This window comes from Massilia hydrophila, assembly GCF_020208145.1.
Classification (GTDB): Bacteria; Pseudomonadota; Gammaproteobacteria; order Burkholderiales; family Burkholderiaceae_D; genus Telluria; species Telluria hydrophila.
Genome location: NZ_JAHYBX010000009.1, coordinates 122,131 through 138,766, shown reverse-complemented (window position 1 = coordinate 138,766; position 16,636 = coordinate 122,131). Strand labels below are relative to the sequence as shown.

Below are 16,636 nucleotides of genomic sequence, written 5' to 3'. Positions count from 1 at the left end.
GCCCGGGCATGCCCCCGCGCCGGCCAATCACACGAGTACCGCCATGAACACCAATCACCGCAAACCCCTTCCCGGCACCGCGCTGGACTACTTCGACACGCGCAGCGCCGTCGATGCGATCCAGCCGGGCGCCTACGACACGCTGCCCTATACCTCGCGCGTGCTGGCCGAGAACCTGGTCCGCCGCTGCGACCCGGCCACGCTCACCGATTCGCTGAAGCAGATCATCGAGCGCAAGCGCGAGCTCGACTTCCCCTGGTTCCCGGCGCGCGTGGTCTGCCACGACATCCTGGGCCAGACCGCGCTGGTCGACCTGGCTGGCCTGCGCGACGCCATCGCCGCGCAGGGCGGCGACCCGGCCCTGGTCAATCCGGTGGTGCCGACCCAGCTGGTGGTCGACCACTCGCTGGCCGTCGAGTGCGGCGGCTTCGACCCGGACGCCTTCGCCAAGAACCGCGCGATCGAGGACCGCCGCAACGAAGACCGCTTCCACTTCATCGACTGGACCAAGAAGGCCTTCCAGAACGTGGACGTGATCCCGCCGGGGAACGGCATCCTGCACCAGATCAACCTGGAGCGCATGTCGCCGGTCATCCAGCAGGAACAGGGCGTGGCCTATCCGGATACCCTGGTCGGCACCGACTCGCACACCCCGATGGTCGATGCGCTGGGCGTGATCGCGATCGGCGTGGGCGGCCTGGAAGCGGAAAGCGTCATGCTCGGCCGCGCCTCCTGGATGCGCCTGCCCGACATCGTCGGCGTCGAGCTGACGGGCAAGCCGCAAGCGGGCATCACCGCCACCGACATCGTGCTGGCGCTGACCGAATTCCTGCGCAAGTCGAAAGTCGTTTCCACCTACCTCGAGTTCTACGGCGAAGGCGCGTCCAGCCTGACGCTGGGCGACCGCGCGACGATCTCGAACATGGCCCCGGAATTCGGCGCCACCGCCGCGATGTTCTACATCGACGAGCAGACCATCAAGTACCTGCGCCTGACCGGCCGCGAGGAAGAGACCGTGCAGCTGGTCGAAACCTATGCCAAGCAGGCCGGCCTGTGGGCCGACAGCCTGGCGAGCGCCCAGTACGAGCGCGTGCTGTCCTTCGACCTGTCGACCGTGGTGCGCAATATCGCCGGTCCGTCGAACCCGCACAAGCGCGTGCCGACTTCGGAACTGGCCGCGCGCGGCATTGCAGGCAGGGTCGAGAACGAAGCAGGCCTGATGCCGGACGGCGCCGTCATCATCGCGGCGATCACCAGCTGCACCAACACCAACAATCCGCGCAACATGATCGCGGCCGGACTGATCGCCCGCAACGCCAACCGTGCCGGCTTGACCCGCAAGCCCTGGGTCAAGAGCTCGCTTGCGCCGGGTTCCAAGGCCGTCGCCCTGTACCTGGAAGAAGCCGGCCTGATGCCCGAGCTGGAAAAGCTGGGCTTCGGCGTGGTCGCCTTTGCCTGCACCACCTGCAACGGCATGAGCGGCGCGCTCGACCCGACCATCCAGCAGGAGATCATCGAGCGCGACCTGTACGCGACCGCGGTCCTGTCGGGCAACCGCAACTTCGACGGCCGCATCCACCCGTATGCCAAGCAGGCCTTCCTGGCCTCGCCGCCGCTGGTGGTGGCCTATGCGATCGCCGGCACCATCCGCTTTGACATCGAGAAGGACGTGCTGGGCACGGACACCGCTGGCCGCGAAATCCGCCTGGCCGACTTGTGGCCGTCGGACGAAGAGATCGACGCGGTGGTGGAGAACAGCGTCAAGCCGGAACAGTTCCGCAAGGTGTACACGCCGATGTTCGCGCGCGTGGCGGACGATGGCGCGACGGTGAGCCCGCTGTACGACTGGCGACCGCAGAGCACCTACATCCGCCGTCCGCCGTACTGGGAAGGCGCGCTGGCCGGCGCGCGCAGCCTGGCCGGCATGCGTCCGCTGGCGGTCCTGGGCGACAACATCACCACCGACCACCTGTCGCCGTCGAACGCGATCCTGCTCGATTCCGCCGCCGGCGAATACCTGGCGAAGATGGGCCTGCCGGAAGAGGACTTCAATTCCTACGCGACCCACCGGGGCGACCACCTGACGGCGCAGCGCGCGACGTTTGCGAACCCGACCCTGAAGAACGAGATGGTGCGCGACGCGATGGGCAATGTAAAGGCGGGATCGCTGGCGCGCATCGAGCCGGAAGGGCAAGTGACGCGCATGTGGGAAGCGATCGAGACCTACATGGAGCGCAAGCAGCCACTGATCGTGGTCGCCGGCGCCGACTACGGCCAGGGATCGTCGCGCGACTGGGCAGCCAAAGGGGTTCGACTGGCGGGCGTGGAGGCGATCGTGGCCGAAGGCTTCGAGCGCATCCACCGCACCAACCTGGTGGGCATGGGCGTGCTGCCGCTCGAGTTCAAGCCGGGCGTGAACCGCCTCACCCTGGGCATCGACGGCACCGAGACCTTCGACGTGCGTGGCGAGCGCACGCCGCGCACCGACCTGACCCTGGTCATCCATCGCCGCAACGGCGAGCGCGTGGAAGTGCCGGTGACCTGCCGCCTCGATACCGCCGAGGAAGTGGCGATCTACGAGGCCGGGGGCGTGCTGCAGCGCTTCGCGCAGGATTTCCTCGAGTCGAGCGTCCCGAAGGTCGCCGCGTAATCGCGAACGGAATTTGACCGCGTGGGCAGGGGACCTGCCCACCCTACGAAACATCTTGATTTTGTAGGGTGGGAGGGTTTCCCGCCCACGCGGTGAAGACGCGTTCGAATCGCCCATAAGGATTTATATGGCACACACTCCCCAAATCAAGATCCCCGCCACCTACATGCGCGGCGGCACCAGCAAAGGCGTGTTCTTCCGCCTGCAAGACCTGCCCGAAGCCGCCCGGGTTCCCGGCCCGGCGCGCGACGCGCTGCTGCTGCGCGTGATCGGCAGCCCCGACCCCTACGGCAAGCAGATCGACGGCATGGGCGGCGCCACCTCCAGCACCAGCAAGGCCGTGATCGTCGCCAGGAGCGACAAGCCCGGCCACGATGTCGACTACCTGTTCGGCCAGGTCGCGATCGACAGGCCCTTCGTGGACTGGAGCGGCAACTGCGGCAACCTGTCCTCGGCGGTCGGATCCTTCGCGATCGCCAGCGGCCTGCTCGACCCGGCCCGCGTTCCGCAGGACGGCGTGGCCACGGTGCGCATCTGGCAGGCCAATATCGGCAAGACCATCATCGCCCACGTCCCGGTAACGAACGGCGCGGTGCAGGAAACCGGCGACTTCGAACTGGATGGCGTGACCTTCCCGGCGGCCGAAGTGCAGCTCGAATTCCTCGACCCGGCCGCGGAAGAAGAGGGCGCTGGCGCCGGCATGGCTACTGCCATGTTCCCGACCGGGAACCTGGTCGACGAGCTCGAGGTGCCCGGTGTCGGCACACTCAAGGCGACCATGATCAACGCCGGCATCCCGACCATCTTCGTACAGGCCGACGCGATCGGCTACCTCGGGACCGAACTGCAGGAGGCCATCAATGGCGACCCGCGCGCGCTGGCCATGTTCGAGACCATCCGCGCCCACGGCGCCCTGCGCATGGGCCTGATTTCGAGCATCGAGGAAGCGGCCCGGCGCCAGCACACGCCCAAGGTAGCCTTCGTCGCCCCGCCGGCGAGCTACCAGGCGTCGAGCGGCAAGCAGGTCGATGCCGGCGACATCGACCTGCTGGTGCGCGCACTCTCGATGGGCAAGCTGCACCACGCCATGATGGGCACGGCCGCCGTGGCGATCGGCACCGCCGCGGCGATTCCCGGCACCCTGGTCAACCTGGCCGCCGGTGGCGGCGAGCGCAGCGCGGTGCGTTTCGGCCACCCGTCCGGCACCCTGCGCGTCGGCGCCCAGGCGGTGCTGCGCGATGGCCAGTGGAGCGTGGCCAAGGCCATCATGAGCCGCAGTGCGCGGGTGTTGATGGAAGGCTGGGTGCGCGTCCCCGGAGACTGCCTTTAATATGGAACGTTGACGGTGCCACTTTGACGGGCCGCAACAACACGGCCCGTTTTTGTGCTTTTTAGTTTTGGATCGTCAAAGGTTTGTGGTTTATGATTGCTAAATGGCAAGTTAGCCAAGCAACAATCAAGATTCCATGCCCCGACTTTCCAGCGAGCCGATGCTTGCAGCCAGCCCCGCCTCCGCCCCTGCCGCCGACGCCTGCGCGCAGCCGGACGCCCGCGATCTCGACCACGAGATGCTGCGCATCGCGCTGCGCGAGCAGCGCGCGATCCTGGAAAACGCGCCGGTCGGTATCGTCTTCACGCTGCCAGGCGCCTTCAAGTCCTGCAATCCGCGCATCTGCGAGATGCTCGACTATTCCCACGAGGAGCTGAGCCGGCTGCATCCGGCCGAGGTGTTCGGCACGCCCGAGGATTACCAGGCACTGACCGCGGAAGCCTATCCGGTGCTGGCCGCGGGCGGCCTGTACGAGAAGGGGGAACACCCGTTCCGGCGCCGCGACGGTTCCATGATCTGGGCCCGGCTGCGCGGGCGCGCGGTCGATCCGGCCACGCGCGAAGCCGGTACCATCTGGATCGTCGAGGACGTGACCGAGGTGCGCCAGACGCTGTTCGAGATGCAGGCGATCATGAACAACGCCACGATCGGCATCATGTACACGCGCAACCGCATCATCCAGCGCTACAACCCGGCCTTCAGCGCCATGTTCGGCTACCGCGACGGCGAAGCGCTGGGCCGCTCGACCCGCATCGTCCACCCGGACGACCAGTCCTGGCACGACTTCAGCGTGCACGCCTACCCGCAGCTGGCGCGCGGCATTCCCTACCGCGCCGAGACGGAGCTGGTGCGCAAGGACGGCACCCGCATCTGGGGCCAGCTGAACGGCTACCTGTTCAATCCGGAGGACCCGGCGCTGGGCGCGATCTGGATGTTCGAGGACCGCACCCGCGAGCGGGCCGACGAGATCCAGCTGCGCAACGCGCTGATGGAAAACCGCGCCATCCTCGACAACGCGGTGCTGGGCATCGCCGTGGTGGAAAACGGCGTCACCCTGCATTGCAACGCCAAGATGGAGGAGCTGTTCGGCAGCCCGGCCGGCGGCATGGACGGCCGTCCGGTGCGCGACCTGTATCCGGACGACGTCACCTGGCGCCAGGCGCGCCGCGATACGGCGCGCAGCTTCCGCGAAGGGCCGGTGCACAGCGCGGAACACCAGATGGCGCGGCGCGACGGCAGCCGCTTCTGGGCGCGCCTGTCGGGACGCCTGTTCGACGTGGCCGAGAAGGCGGGGCGCAGCGTCTGGCTGCTGGACGACGTCACCGCCCAGCGCGAGGCGGCCGACGCGATCCGGCGCGCGCGCGACGAGCTGGAGATCCGGGTGGCCGAGCGCACCGCCGAGCTGGCCGGGGCCAACGCGCTGCTGCAGGAAGAGATCGTCGAGCGCCGCCAGGCCGAGGCGCGGGTGCACCACATGGCCTACCACGACAGCCTGACCGGCCTGCCCAACCGCGCCCTGCTGGCCGACCGCCTCGAGTGCGCGCTGCGCGCCGCGCAGAGGAACAGCAGGAAGGGCGGGCGTGCCCTGGCGGTGATGTTCCTCGACCTCGACCGCTTCAAGACCATTAACGATTCGCTCGGCCATGCCACCGGCGACCACCTGCTGCGCGAGGTGGCGCGCCGCCTGTGCGCGGCGGTGCGCGCCAGCGATACCGTGGCGCGCCTGGGCGGCGACGAGTTCGTGGTGCTGCTGCCCGATGTCGGCGGCGCGGCCGAGTGCGCGCTGGTGGGCGACAAGATCATCGAGGCGCTGTCCACGCCCTTCCCGCTGGAAGGGCACAGCCTGCACATCTCGCCCTCGATCGGCATCTGCCTGTGCCCGGACGATGGCGGCGACGTCGAGACCCTGATGCGCCACGCCGACGCCGCGATGTACCACGCCAAGGCGCTGGGGCGCAACAACTACCAGTTCTTCGACCAGGGCATGAACCAGGCCGCGGCGCGCCGCTTCGAGCTGGAATCGAACCTGCGTGGCGCCCTGCTGCGCAGCGAGTTCGAGCTGCACTACCAGCCGATCATCTGCACCGCCACCCGGCGCCTGCACGCGCTCGAAGTGCTGCTGCGCTGGCGCCGGCGCAGCGAAGGCGGCGCGGGCGGCGCGGACGCCAATACCGTGCTGGTGGGGCCGGACGAATTCATCCCCATCCTCGAAGAGAACGGCATGATCGTGCCGGTGGGCGAATGGGTGATCCGCACCGCCTGCGAACAGAGCATGGCCTGGCAGCGCCAGGGCTTGCCGGCGGTGCCGCTGGCGATCAACCTGTCGGCGCGCCAGTTCATGCACGACGGCCTGGTGGAATCGATCCGCCGCATCGTGGGCGAGACCGGGATCGACCCGGCGCTGGTGGAATTCGAGATCACCGAGACCGCGCTGATGCAGCACGGCGGCCAGACCCTCGACACGCTACGCCAGATCAACGACATGGGCATGCGCCTGTCGATCGACGATTTCGGCACCGGCTATTCGAGCCTGGCCTACCTGAAGCGCTTCCCGGTGCGCAAGATCAAGATCGACCGCGCCTTCGTGCGCGAGCTCGAAGCCAGTTCCGAAGACCGCGCCATCGTGGCGGCCGTGATGGCGCTGGCCAACAGCCTGCAGCTGTCGGTGGTGGCCGAAGGCGTCGAGACCGAGGGCCAGTACCAGCTGCTGGGCGGGCAGGGCTGCCAGCTGGCCCAGGGCTACCTGTTCGCGCGCCCGCTGCCGGCCGGCGAGGCTGCCCGCCTGCTGCGCGGTTCAGCCCTGCAGCAGGGCGCCTGAGTCGAGCGTGGCGACCACCGGCGCGTGGTCGGACGGCTGTTCCCACTTGCGGGTCTCGCGGTCGATGCCGCAGGCCGTGCAGTGCGCCGCCAGTTCGCGGCTGAGCAGGATGTGGTCGATGCGCAGGCCGCGGTTGCGGCGAAATGCCATCTGGCGGTAGTCCCACCAGCTGTACTGTTTTTCCGGCTGCGCGAACAGGCGGAAGGCGTCGAGCAGTCCCAGTTCCATCAGCGCCGCCATCTGCGCGCGTTCCGGCGCCGTGAAGTGGATGCGGTGCTCCCATTCGGCCGGATCGTGCACGTCGCGCGCTTCCGGCGCAATGTTGTAGTCGCCCAGCAGGGCCAGGCGAGGATGGGCGCGCATCTCGTCGGCGATCCAGGCGCGCAGCGCATCCAGCCAGGCCATCTTGTAGGCGAACTTGTCGCTGCCGATCTCCTGGCCGTTCGGCATGTAGGCGCACACGATGCGCATGCCGCCGATGGTGGCGGCCAGGATGCGCTGCTGCTCGTCGGCGAACAGCGGATTGTTCTTCTGCACCGACTCGATCGGGTGCCGGGACAGGATGGCCACCCCGTTGTAGGTCTTCTGGCCGCTGAATGCGGCTTCGTAGCCGATCGCCTTGAGCTCCGCGGCGGGAAACCTGTCGTCGGTCAGCTTGGTTTCCTGGACACAGAGGACGTCCACCGGATTGGCCTCCAGCCAGGCGAGCAGGTGCTGGAGGCGGACTTTCAGGGAATTGACGTTCCAGGTGGCGATCTTCATGGGCGGGTCTATAGGCAAAACCGGCATGATAACCGCTTGCGATCCTGTGCGGCAGCATGTGCCTATGCGCGAAATGCAACATTTCCGTTTGATGCGGCGCAAACGCCTGAATTGTGGAAAACACTTACGGGGATCGTCCCCGCTTCGAAAAACCGTTGCTAATTAGCCTACAGAATTGTGTGTGAAACAATTGGCTATGCTAAAATAAATTAATATATTATTAAAAAAATTTGCAATTACCGTCTTCAGGGGCTGTAAAAACGTTCGCAAAAGAATTAAACTAGCGCCACAGTATTTAACACTGTTTCTACGCAAGCATTACAATAGTTGTGATGGTGCAACTAATCTTGTACTATCTACGGAAATGAAGACAGATGTTCGGGGCTGTCCCAATGGCTGCATGCATGGCAGCCGGGCCCGCCTGGTGCATGGTAATAACCGATTCGCCACCGTATCTTTCGATAGCGATGAATCCGAACGCCGATTTACAAAGGACTGAAATGCGCACTGCATTCGAAGCGTGGGCCCAGCGCGAAGGGCATATCACCCGCCGCCGCGAGGACAAGCCCGAGGAATACCTCGTCTACGAAACCCAGCGCCGCTGGGTGATCTGGCAGGCCGCCCTGACGCACGGGGCCAAGGCTGCGGCCGAGGCGCCTTCCAGGTTCGCGAAGGACGCCGGGCAGAAGCCTGCGCTGACCCAGGACGAGGCAACGGTACGCAACCGCGTGCTCAACGAGGTGCTCGATGCGTTCAGCGAACTGGACGAGGCCGCCGGCATGGAAGGCGTGCTGAAGGTCATCCAGGGCCTGAAGAAGAAGCAGAAGAGCCTCGAGGACAGCAAGGCCTGAGTTTGTCTGCAGCCAGGCACTACCGCCACTACAAGGGCGGCCTCTACGAACTGCTCGTCGAGGCCGTGCTGGAAGCGGACCACACGCCCGTGATGGTCTACCGCGGCCAGGACGGCAAGGTCTGGGTGCGCCCGCGCGCCGCCTTCTTCGAAACCGTCCATGCCGATGGCGTGGCGCAGCCCCGCTTTCGCGCGCTCGACGATGCCGGCTCCGACTGAGGCATCCTGACCCTTCAGCATGTGGCCTGCGCTGCCGTTAATGGTGGGATGAAACATCTATCCACCGCCACCATGCCGCGTCGTTTCTCCCGTTCCATCCTCTCCCTGCTGGCTGCCCCGTTCCTGCTGGGCGGCTGCGCCACCATTGCCGACGCACCGCTGCAGCAAATGCTGGAAGTGCACGCGGTGCTCGACTACCAGGAGGTGGCCGGCGTCGGCTGCGTGCTGACCAATGACATGGGGCGCTGGTTCGTGGTCGCGCCCGGCCGGGTCACGATCACGCGCAGCGCGGCGCCACTGGTGGTCGACTGCAAGAAGGCGGGCGCGGCGAGCGGGCAGGAGATCTTCGGCTCGCGTCCCGATGCGATGAGCCTGATCGGAAACGCGGTCATCAGCGCCGGCATGGGCATCGCGCTCGACCGCTGGGCGGGGGCGAGCTGGGCTTATCCGGTCAACCTGACCGTATTGATGGCGCCGGCGAAAGTGGCGGCCGAGGTGAACGCGCTGCAGCGGGTGGAAACGCGGGTGTTCTGAAGATTGCCGGGCAGGCGGACCTGCCCATGAGCGATGAAATAATCTTTCATTTTAAAGGCCGCCGTGAAATATTATTTCACGGCGGCCTTCGTGCTCCGGCTGCGCTTACACGCGGTTCATCAGGAAGGTGGTCAGGAGCGGCACCGGACGGCCGGTGGCACCCTTGTTCGCGCCCGACTTCCAGGCGGTGCCGGCGATGTCCAGGTGGGCCCAGGTGTACTTGCGGGTGAAGTTCTCCAGGAAGCAGGCCGCCGTGATCGAGGCCGCGCCCGGGGTACCGATGTTGGCCAGGTCGGCGAAGTTCGACTTCAGCTGCTCGTTGTAGTTCTCGCCCAGCGGGAAGCGCCATGCCACGTCGCCCGCCTGCTTGCCGGCGTCCAGCAGTTCCTGGGCCAGCGCGTCGTGCGCCTCGTCGTGGCGGGTGAACAGGCCGCTTGTATGGTGGCCCAGGGCCACGATGCAGGCGCCGGTGAGCGTGGCGATGTCGACCACGGCGGCCGGCTTGAAGCGCTCGGCGTAGGTGAGGGCGTCGCACAGGATCAGGCGGCCTTCGGCGTCGGTATTCAGGATCTCGATGGTGAGGCCGTTCATCGAGCTCACGATGTCGCCTGGCTTGGTGGCGCGGCCCGAGGGCATGTTCTCGCAGGCGGCCACGATGCCGATCACGTTCAGCTTCAGGTTCATCTCGCCGATCGCGCGGAAGGTGCCCAGCACCGAACCGGCGCCGCACATGTCGTACTTCATCTCGTCCATGTTCGGACCCGGCTTGAGCGAGATGCCGCCGGTGTCGAAGGTGATGCCTTTGCCCACCAGGACGGTCGGCGCATCCTTCTTGTTGCCGCCCATGTGCTTGAGCACGATGAACTTCGGCGCTTCTTCGCTGCCCTTGGCCACCGCCAGGAAGCTGCCCATCTTCAGGGCTTCGAGCTGCTTGCGCTCGAGGACCTCGATCTCGAAGCCATACGCGTCAGCCAGCTGGCGCGCGGTGTTGGCCAGGTAGGTCGGGGTGCACACGTTCGGCGACAGGTTGCCCAGTTCCTTGGTCAGGGCCATGCCGTTCGAGATGGCGAGCGCCTGGGCCAGGACCGGCTTGAGCGCGGTGGCGGCATTCGCGGCGTCGGCAGCGATCACGATCTTGCGCACGCCGGAAGGCACAGGGTCCTTCTTGCTCTTTTGCGTATCGGTGCGGTGCTCGGTCTCGTTGGCGGCGATCACCAGGGTTTGCACCGCCCAGTTGACGTCGCGGTCTTTCACATCGGCCAGCGGGAATGCGATAATGCCATCCGCGCTGCCCAGGGTGCCGAAGACTTTCAGGGCCGCGCCGACGGCGGTGCCGTAGTTCTTTTCGCTCACCGTGTCGTCGGCGCCCATGCCCACCAGCAGCACGCGGGCGGCGGCGACGCCGCTCACGCCGCGCAGCAGCAAGGTCGAACCGGGCTTGCCGCTGATGTCGCCGGACTTCACCGCCGCGCTGATGGCGCCGCCGGCATCGAGTGCCTGGGCGGCCTGCGACAGCTTCTTGTTCTCGAACACGGCCACGGCCAGCACGCCGGTTTTTGCGGCGGACAGGGTGTTCTTGGTGTCGAATGCTTTTATGCTAAAGTCCATTTTTGGTTCTCCGGTTCGTTTTCGCGGTGCCGCAGTGATGTCGATTTCCATACTGCCGTGCCTAACCTGCAATTATAGCTACTTATTGAATGATCTTTCGACGCGCCCTGCAACGTGAATTGGCCAGTTCGGCCGGCGCCACCTTCACGGTGCTGTTCACGATCCTGGTCACCTGGACCCTGATCACGGTCCTCGGCAAGGCCGCCGGCGGCAAGGTCGATTCCGGCGACGTGCTGGCCCTGATCGGCTTCGCCATCCTGAACTACCTGCCCACCATCCTCACCCTTACCGTGTTCATCTCGGTGCTGGGCGCGGTCACGCGCAGCTACCGCGATTCCGAGATGGTGGTGTGGTTCGCCTCCGGCATGTCGCTGAGCCGCTGGATCCGCCCGGTGCTGAGCTTCGGCCTGCCGATCATGGTGGTGGTGGCGGCGCTGTCGCTGCTGGTGGCGCCGTGGGCGGCCATGAAGCGCATCGAGTTCGTGGAGCGCTTCCAGAACCGCGAAGACCTCAAGCGGGTCGCCCCCGGCCAGTTCCGCGAGTCTTCCTCGGCGGACCGCGTCTTCTTCGTCGAACGCTCGACCACCGGCGCCACCGTGGTGCAGAACGTGTTCGTCAACTCGCAGGACAAGAACGGCAACACCGCGGTGGTGGTGGCCAAGGAAGGCGTGATCGAGACCGATGCCAAGGGCGGCCAGTACCTGGTGCTGAGCAACGGGCGGCGCTACCAGGGCAGGCCCGGCCAGGCCGACTTCCAGTCGATGGAGTTCGAGCGCTACAAGATGCGCGTGGCGACCCGCGCCCCGGTGCTCGGCGCCGACACCCCCAGCAATGCGCTGCCCACCTCGGTGCTGCTGCAGTTCGATAACCAGTACACCCGCGCCGAACTGCTCGACCGCATCTCCGCGCCGATCATCTGCCTGGTCCTGATGCTGCTGGCGATCCCGCTGGGCTTCGTCAATCCGCGTGCCGGCAGCTCGGCCAACATGATCCTGGCGCTGCTGATCTTCTTTACCTACCTGAACCTGAACAAGCTGATGGAAAACAGCGTCAAGCGCGCCAAGCTCGATTTCGACATGGCCTGGTGGCCGCTGCACCTGGCCGCCGCGCTGACCGTGCTGGCGCTGTTCGCCTGGCGCCTGAACGTCAACCACCGCTGGCATCCGCTGGCCTTGCTGGGTGCCTGGAAGCGGCGCCGCGGCCAGCGCCGCAGCCCGGCCGCGGCAGCGGCGGCGCCGGCCAGGGCGGAGGCAGAATGAGCGTCCTGCAGCGTTATTTTGCGGTGAACATCGCGCAGGCGGTCGCCTTCGTGCTGGTCGCCTTCCTGGCCCTGATCTCCTTCATGGACCTCACCGGCGAGCTGCCCTCGGTCGGCAAGGGCGGCTATGAATTCCAGCATGCGCTGATGTATGCGCTGCTGCTGGTGCCGGGCAACGTGTACCAGGTGATGCCGGTGGCGGCCCTGATCGGCACCATCTACACGATGGCGCAATTCGCCTCGAGTTCCGAATTCACCATCATGCGCGCTTCCTCGATGTCGACCCGGATGGCGGCCTGGATGCTGTTCCGGATCGGCGTCGTGTTCGTCCTGATCACCTTCGTGTTCGGCGAACTGATCACCCCGCGCACGGCGCCCCTGGCCGAGCGGGTGCGCCTGGCCGCCAAGGGCTCCACCCTGTCGACCGACTTCCGCTCCGGCATGTGGACCAAGGACAGCGTGCATACCGACGGCATCAAGGGCCCGGTGGTCGGCACCCGCTTCTTCAACGTGCGCCAGATCCGCAACGACGGCCAGCTGGTGGACGTGCGCCTGTACGAGTTCGACGCCAACATGCGCATGCGTTCCCTGATCACGGCCAGCGGCGGCACCTACCGCGGCGACAACACCTGGCGCCTCACCGGGGTCACCGAGACCATGTTCTCCAACAGCCGCACGCTGCCGGCGCCCGGCAGCCCGGTGCCCGAAGGGCAGTCGGTGGCGGCCAGCTTCGGCCAGGAGACCGCGGCCGTGTCGACGCGCAAGCTCGACACGCTCGAACTGGCCTCCGAGATCACCCCCAAGATCCTGTCGGTGTCGCGCTCGGACCCGGAACGCATGTCGGCCAACGAGCTGGCCGTGTACACCCGCCACCTGGCCGAGAACCGCCAGGAGACCGACCGTTTCAAGGTGGCGTTCTGGAAGAAGATCATCGACCCGCTGTCGATCCTGGTGCTGATGGCGCTGGCGCTTCCCTTCGCCTACCTGCACACGCGCAGCGGCGGCGTGAGCCTGAAGATTTTTGTTGGCATCATGATCGGCGTGAGCTTCCTGCTGCTCAACGCGCTGTTCTCGCACCTGGGCGTCCTGACCGCGCTGCCGGCCTTCTTCACGGCGGCCGCGCCCAGCCTGCTGTTCCTGCTGCTGGCGATCGGCGCCCTGTGGTGGGTGGAGCGGCATTGATGGTGCTTCCCGTGCCTTCCACTACCCGCGCCCTGGTCCTGTTCGCGCACGGCGCGCGCGCCGCATCCTGGGCCGCGCCCTTCGAGCGCCTGCGCGAGCAGACCGCGGCGCGCTTGCCGGACGTGCGCGTGCGCCTGACCTTCCTGGAGCTGATGGAGCCGCGCCTGCCGCAGGCGGTCGCCGCGCTGGTGGAGGAAGGAGTAAACGACATCACCGTGGTGCCCGTGTTCCTGGGGCAGGGCGGCCATCTGCTGCGCGACCTGCCGCTGCTGGCGGACGGCATCCGCGCCGCCCATCCCGGCCTGCGGCTGCAGGTGGCGGGCGCGATCGGCGAAGATCCGGGCGTGCAGGCGGCGATGAGCGACTACTGCGTGCGCGCCCTCGGCTGAGCGGCGCCGGCCTTGCGGCCGGCTGGATCAGGCCTGGTGCGCGCGCCTGGCCAGCGCCTCGCCCAGCATCACGAGCACCGGCCCGTGGCCCGGTTCCAGCCCGCGCGCCAGGTCGCTCAAGTGCATGCGCAGGATGCGCTCGTCCGGTCGGCTGCAGTTCTCCACCACCACCACGGGTAGGTCCGCGCGCCGGCCTTCGGCCAGCAGGCGCTCGGCGGTGGCCGCCGCTTCGCGTCCACCCATGTACTGCACCAGGGTGTCGGTTTCGGGCAAGCTGGGATGGTCGGGCTGGTCGGGCGCGGTGCTGGAAGTAAAAAAGGCGACGCTGCGCGCAACGCCGCGCTTGGTCAGCGGCTGTTTTGCGGCGGCGGCCGCCGCCACCGCGGTGGTGATGCCGGGGACGACCTCGACCTCGATGCCGGCCGCTTCCAGCGCGCGCAATTCCTCGTCGGCGCGGCCGAACAGCATCGGATCGCCCCCTTTCAGGCGCACCACGAGGCGGTAGCGGCGGGCGCAGTCCACCAGCTGCTCGTTGATCAGGACCTGGGCGGTCGAGCGCTGGCCCGAGCGCTTGCCGACCGGGACCAGCTCGGCCCGGGCGCACAGGGCTAGCATCTCGGGCGTGACCAGGGCGTCGTAGAGCACGACCTCGGCCTGGGCCAGCAGGCGCGCGCCGCGCACCGTGATCAGGTCGGCCGCGCCGGGACCGGCACCCACCAGATAGACTTTGCCCAGCCCCGCCATACGCCTCCTTCGCTTATCGGTCCAGGCGGATCATACCCGCTGCGACGGTCTGGTGGGTGACTTCGTCGATCAGGATGAAGGCGCCGGTAGCGCGGTTGTCGGCATAGGCGTCGGCCGCCAGCGGCTGCTGCACGCTGAGCTGCACCGTGGCGATGTCGTTGAGCGACAATCCCGTGCCCGGCGTTCCGGGCGCACGCTGCTGGGTGTTGACGTCGAGGATGCTGTCGATCTGCTTGAGCTTCGCCGCGCTCTGGCGCGTGCCGTGCTTGATCCAGTACTTGCGGCGCGCATCGAGCGGCTCGTCCGACATCCAGCACAGGTCGGCCACCACCTGCTTGAGCAGGGTGGCCGGCTGCTCGCTGCCGGCCAGTAGGTCGCCGCGCGAGATGTCCAGGTATTCGTTGAGCAGCAGGGTCACCGACTGGCCGGCGACGGCCGTCCGCAGCGAGCCGTCGAAGGTGACGATGTCCTTGACGGTGGCCTGCTGGCCGGAGGGCTGCACGATCAGCTTGTCCCCGACGGAGACCTTGCCCGACTCGATGCGGCCCATGTAGCCGCGGAAGTCGTTCGCCTCGTGGCCGTTGTGGCGCGCCACCAGCTGCACCGGGAAGCGCAAGGGCGCGGCATGGGCGTCGTTGTATACCGACAGGCTCTCCAGCAGTTCGATCAGGGTCGGGCCGCGGTACCAGGGCATGTTGCCGGAGGCGGCGACCACGTTGTCGCCGCTGAGTGCCGACAGCGGGATCGCGGTGACGTCGCGCAGGCCGAGCGTGTCGGCGAAGGCGCGGTAGGCGGCGACGATGCGCTCGTACACGGCCTGGTCGTAGCCGACCAGGTCCATCTTGTTGACAGCGACGATCACGTGCTCGATCTGCAGCAGTTTCGCAATGGTCGAGTGGCGCTTGGTCTGGGTCAGCAGCGTGACCGAACCATCTTCTGCCAGCTTCACCTTGGACACGTCCACCAGGATGACCACGGCGTCCGCGGTGGATGCGCCGGTGACCATGTTGCGGGTGTACTGCTCGTGGCCCGGTGTGTCGGCGATGATGAACTTGCGCTTCGGGGTGGCGAAGTAGCGGTAGGCGACGTCGATCGTGATGCCCTGTTCGCGCTCGGCTTCCAGGCCGTCGGTCAGCAGCGACAGGTCGATGGTGTCGCCCACGGTGCGCTTGTGCTTCGAGCGCGAGACGGCGGCCAGCTGGTCGGCGAAGATGCCCTTGCTGTCGTACAGCAGGCGGCCGATCAGGGTGCTCTTGCCGTCGTCGACGGAGCCGGCCGTGATGAAGCGCAGCAGGCCGGCGTCGGCCGCCTGGGGCAGGTTCGGATGGTCGAGGTGCTGGGTGCGTGCGTTCATCAGAAATATCCTTGCTTCTTGCGTTTTTCCATCGAGGCTTCGGAGGTCTGGTCGTCCATCCGGGTCGCGCCGCGTTCGGTCACCTCGGTGATCGCGGTTTCGGCGATGATCTGTTCCACCGTGGCGGCGCTGGACGCCACCGGGCAGGTGCAGGAGATGTCGCCCACCGTGCGGAAGCGCACGCTGCGGGTCTCGACCTGCTCGCCGTCGCGCGGCGGCGTCAGGGGCGTGAGAGGCACCAGCAGGCCATTGCGCGGGATCACCTGGCGCTCGTGGGCAAAGTAGATCGGGGGCAGGGCCAGCCGTTCGCGGGCGATGTATTGCCACACGTCGAGCTCGGTCCAGTTCGAGATCGGGAACACACGCATGTTCTCTCCCGGGTGGACGCGGGTGTTATACAGGTCCCACAGTTCCGGCCGCTGGGCCTTCGGGTCCCATTGGCCGAATTCGTCGCGGAAGGAAAAGATGCGCTCCTTGGCGCGCGCCTTTTCCTCGTCGCGGCGGGCGCCGCCGATGCAGGCATCAAAAGCGTGCTCGGCGATGGTTTCCAGCAGCGTCACGGCCTGGGCCGCGTTGCGCGAGTCGGTGGCCGGATTGCGCAGGCGTACCGTGCCGCGCCGGATCGATTCCTCGACCGAGCCGACAATCAGGCGCTCGTCCAGTTCGGCGACGCGCGCATCGCGGAAGGCGATCACTTCGTCGAAGTTGTGGCCGGTGTCGATGTGCACCAGCGGGAAGGGAAACTTGCCGGGGCGGAAGGCCTTTTCGGCCAGGCGCAGCAGCACGACCGAATCCTTGCCGCCCGAGAACAGCAGGGCGGGATTGCTGCACTCGGCCGCGACTTCGCGCAGGATGTGGATGGCCTCGGATTCCAGGGCGTCGAGGTGGCGTGCATTCATGTCGCCGAGCACGGCCGGATTGTCGAGAAGCTTGGTCAT

At 66.9% G+C, this 16,636-nt stretch carries 14 protein-coding genes; 9 read left to right on the top strand and 5 right to left on the bottom strand.

Annotation, left to right across the window (positions count from 1 at the left end):
- Positions 1-43 precede the first annotated feature (43 nt).
- The 3 genes from acnD (at position 44) to LE190_RS18425 (ending at position 6,798) form a co-directional block, all read left to right on the top strand.
- Positions 44-2,650, top strand: coding sequence for a Fe/S-dependent 2-methylisocitrate dehydratase AcnD (acnD, locus tag LE190_RS18435; RefSeq protein ID WP_225240073.1), 2,607 nt, complete (start codon positions 44-46; stop codon positions 2,648-2,650).
- A gap of 127 nt (positions 2,651-2,777) precedes the next feature.
- Positions 2,778-3,980, top strand: a complete 1,203-nt coding sequence (gene prpF, locus LE190_RS18430; RefSeq protein ID WP_225240072.1) for a 2-methylaconitate cis-trans isomerase PrpF — start codon at positions 2,778-2,780, stop codon at positions 3,978-3,980.
- A 136-nt stretch (positions 3,981-4,116) separates the two neighbouring features.
- Entirely contained in the window at positions 4,117-6,798 is a 2,682-nt protein-coding gene (locus LE190_RS18425; protein WP_225240071.1) for an EAL domain-containing protein, read from the top strand.
- Here the strand turns inward: LE190_RS18425 and xth are convergent.
- Complete coding sequence (xth, locus tag LE190_RS18420; RefSeq protein ID WP_225240070.1) at positions 6,775-7,560, bottom strand: exodeoxyribonuclease III; 786 nt, start codon at positions 7,558-7,560, stop codon at positions 6,775-6,777. The two genes, LE190_RS18425 and xth, sit on opposite strands and share 24 nt — an antisense overlap.
- Positions 7,561-8,060: 500 nt before the next feature.
- Between xth and LE190_RS18415 the strand changes: the two genes are divergently transcribed.
- From LE190_RS18415 to LE190_RS18405, 3 genes are read left to right on the top strand one after another with little or no spacing between them, the layout of a single operon-like run.
- Positions 8,061-8,411, top strand: coding sequence for a phiTE_015 family protein (locus tag LE190_RS18415; protein ID WP_225240069.1), 351 nt, complete (start codon positions 8,061-8,063; stop codon positions 8,409-8,411).
- 2 nt (positions 8,412-8,413) lie between these two features.
- A complete protein-coding gene (locus LE190_RS18410) occupies positions 8,414-8,629 on the top strand; it encodes a DUF1653 domain-containing protein (RefSeq protein ID WP_225240068.1) in 216 nt (71 codons plus the stop codon).
- Positions 8,630-8,677: 48 nt separating this feature from the next.
- Positions 8,678-9,163 carry a hypothetical protein gene (locus LE190_RS18405; RefSeq protein ID WP_225240067.1) on the top strand — a complete coding sequence of 162 codons (486 nt, stop codon included), beginning with the start codon at positions 8,678-8,680 and terminating at the stop codon, positions 9,161-9,163.
- 105 nt (positions 9,164-9,268) lie between these two features.
- Here the strand turns inward: LE190_RS18405 and LE190_RS18400 are convergent, their stop codons facing one another.
- A complete protein-coding gene (locus LE190_RS18400) occupies positions 9,269-10,771 on the bottom strand; it encodes a leucyl aminopeptidase (protein ID WP_225240066.1) in 1,503 nt (500 codons plus the stop codon).
- An 89-nt stretch (positions 10,772-10,860) separates the two neighbouring features.
- On the opposite strand from LE190_RS18400, the gene lptF reads away from it, so the two are divergent.
- From lptF to LE190_RS18385, 3 genes are read left to right on the top strand one after another with little or no spacing between them, the layout of a single operon-like run.
- Complete coding sequence (lptF, locus tag LE190_RS18395; RefSeq protein WP_225240065.1) at positions 10,861-12,030, top strand: LPS export ABC transporter permease LptF; 1,170 nt, start codon at positions 10,861-10,863, stop codon at positions 12,028-12,030.
- Positions 12,027-13,211 carry an LPS export ABC transporter permease LptG gene (lptG, locus tag LE190_RS18390; RefSeq protein WP_225240064.1) on the top strand — a complete coding sequence of 395 codons (1,185 nt, stop codon included), beginning with the start codon at positions 12,027-12,029 and terminating at the stop codon, positions 13,209-13,211. Before lptF ends, lptG begins: the two co-directional genes overlap by 4 nt.
- A gap of 11 nt (positions 13,212-13,222) precedes the next feature.
- Entirely contained in the window at positions 13,223-13,600 is a 378-nt protein-coding gene (locus LE190_RS18385; RefSeq protein WP_225240063.1) for a CbiX/SirB N-terminal domain-containing protein, read from the top strand.
- A 27-nt stretch (positions 13,601-13,627) separates the two neighbouring features.
- On the opposite strand, the gene cobA is transcribed toward LE190_RS18385, so the two are convergent.
- Genes cobA through cysD form a run of 3 tightly spaced genes read right to left on the bottom strand, consistent with a single transcriptional unit; the run spans position 13,628 to position 16,636 of the window.
- The gene (cobA, locus tag LE190_RS18380; RefSeq protein WP_225240062.1) at positions 13,628-14,344 is read right to left on the bottom strand and encodes a uroporphyrinogen-III C-methyltransferase; all 717 of its coding nucleotides are present in this window, start codon (positions 14,342-14,344) and stop codon (positions 13,628-13,630) included.
- Between the two features lie 13 nt (positions 14,345-14,357).
- On the bottom strand, positions 14,358-15,698 hold the full coding sequence (locus LE190_RS18375) for a sulfate adenylyltransferase subunit 1 (RefSeq protein ID WP_225240061.1): 1,341 nt from the start codon (positions 15,696-15,698) through the stop codon (positions 14,358-14,360).
- On the bottom strand, positions 15,698-16,636 hold the full coding sequence (cysD, locus tag LE190_RS18370; RefSeq protein WP_225240060.1) for a sulfate adenylyltransferase subunit CysD: 939 nt from the start codon (positions 16,634-16,636) through the stop codon (positions 15,698-15,700). The genes LE190_RS18375 and cysD overlap by 1 nt, the downstream gene beginning before the upstream one ends.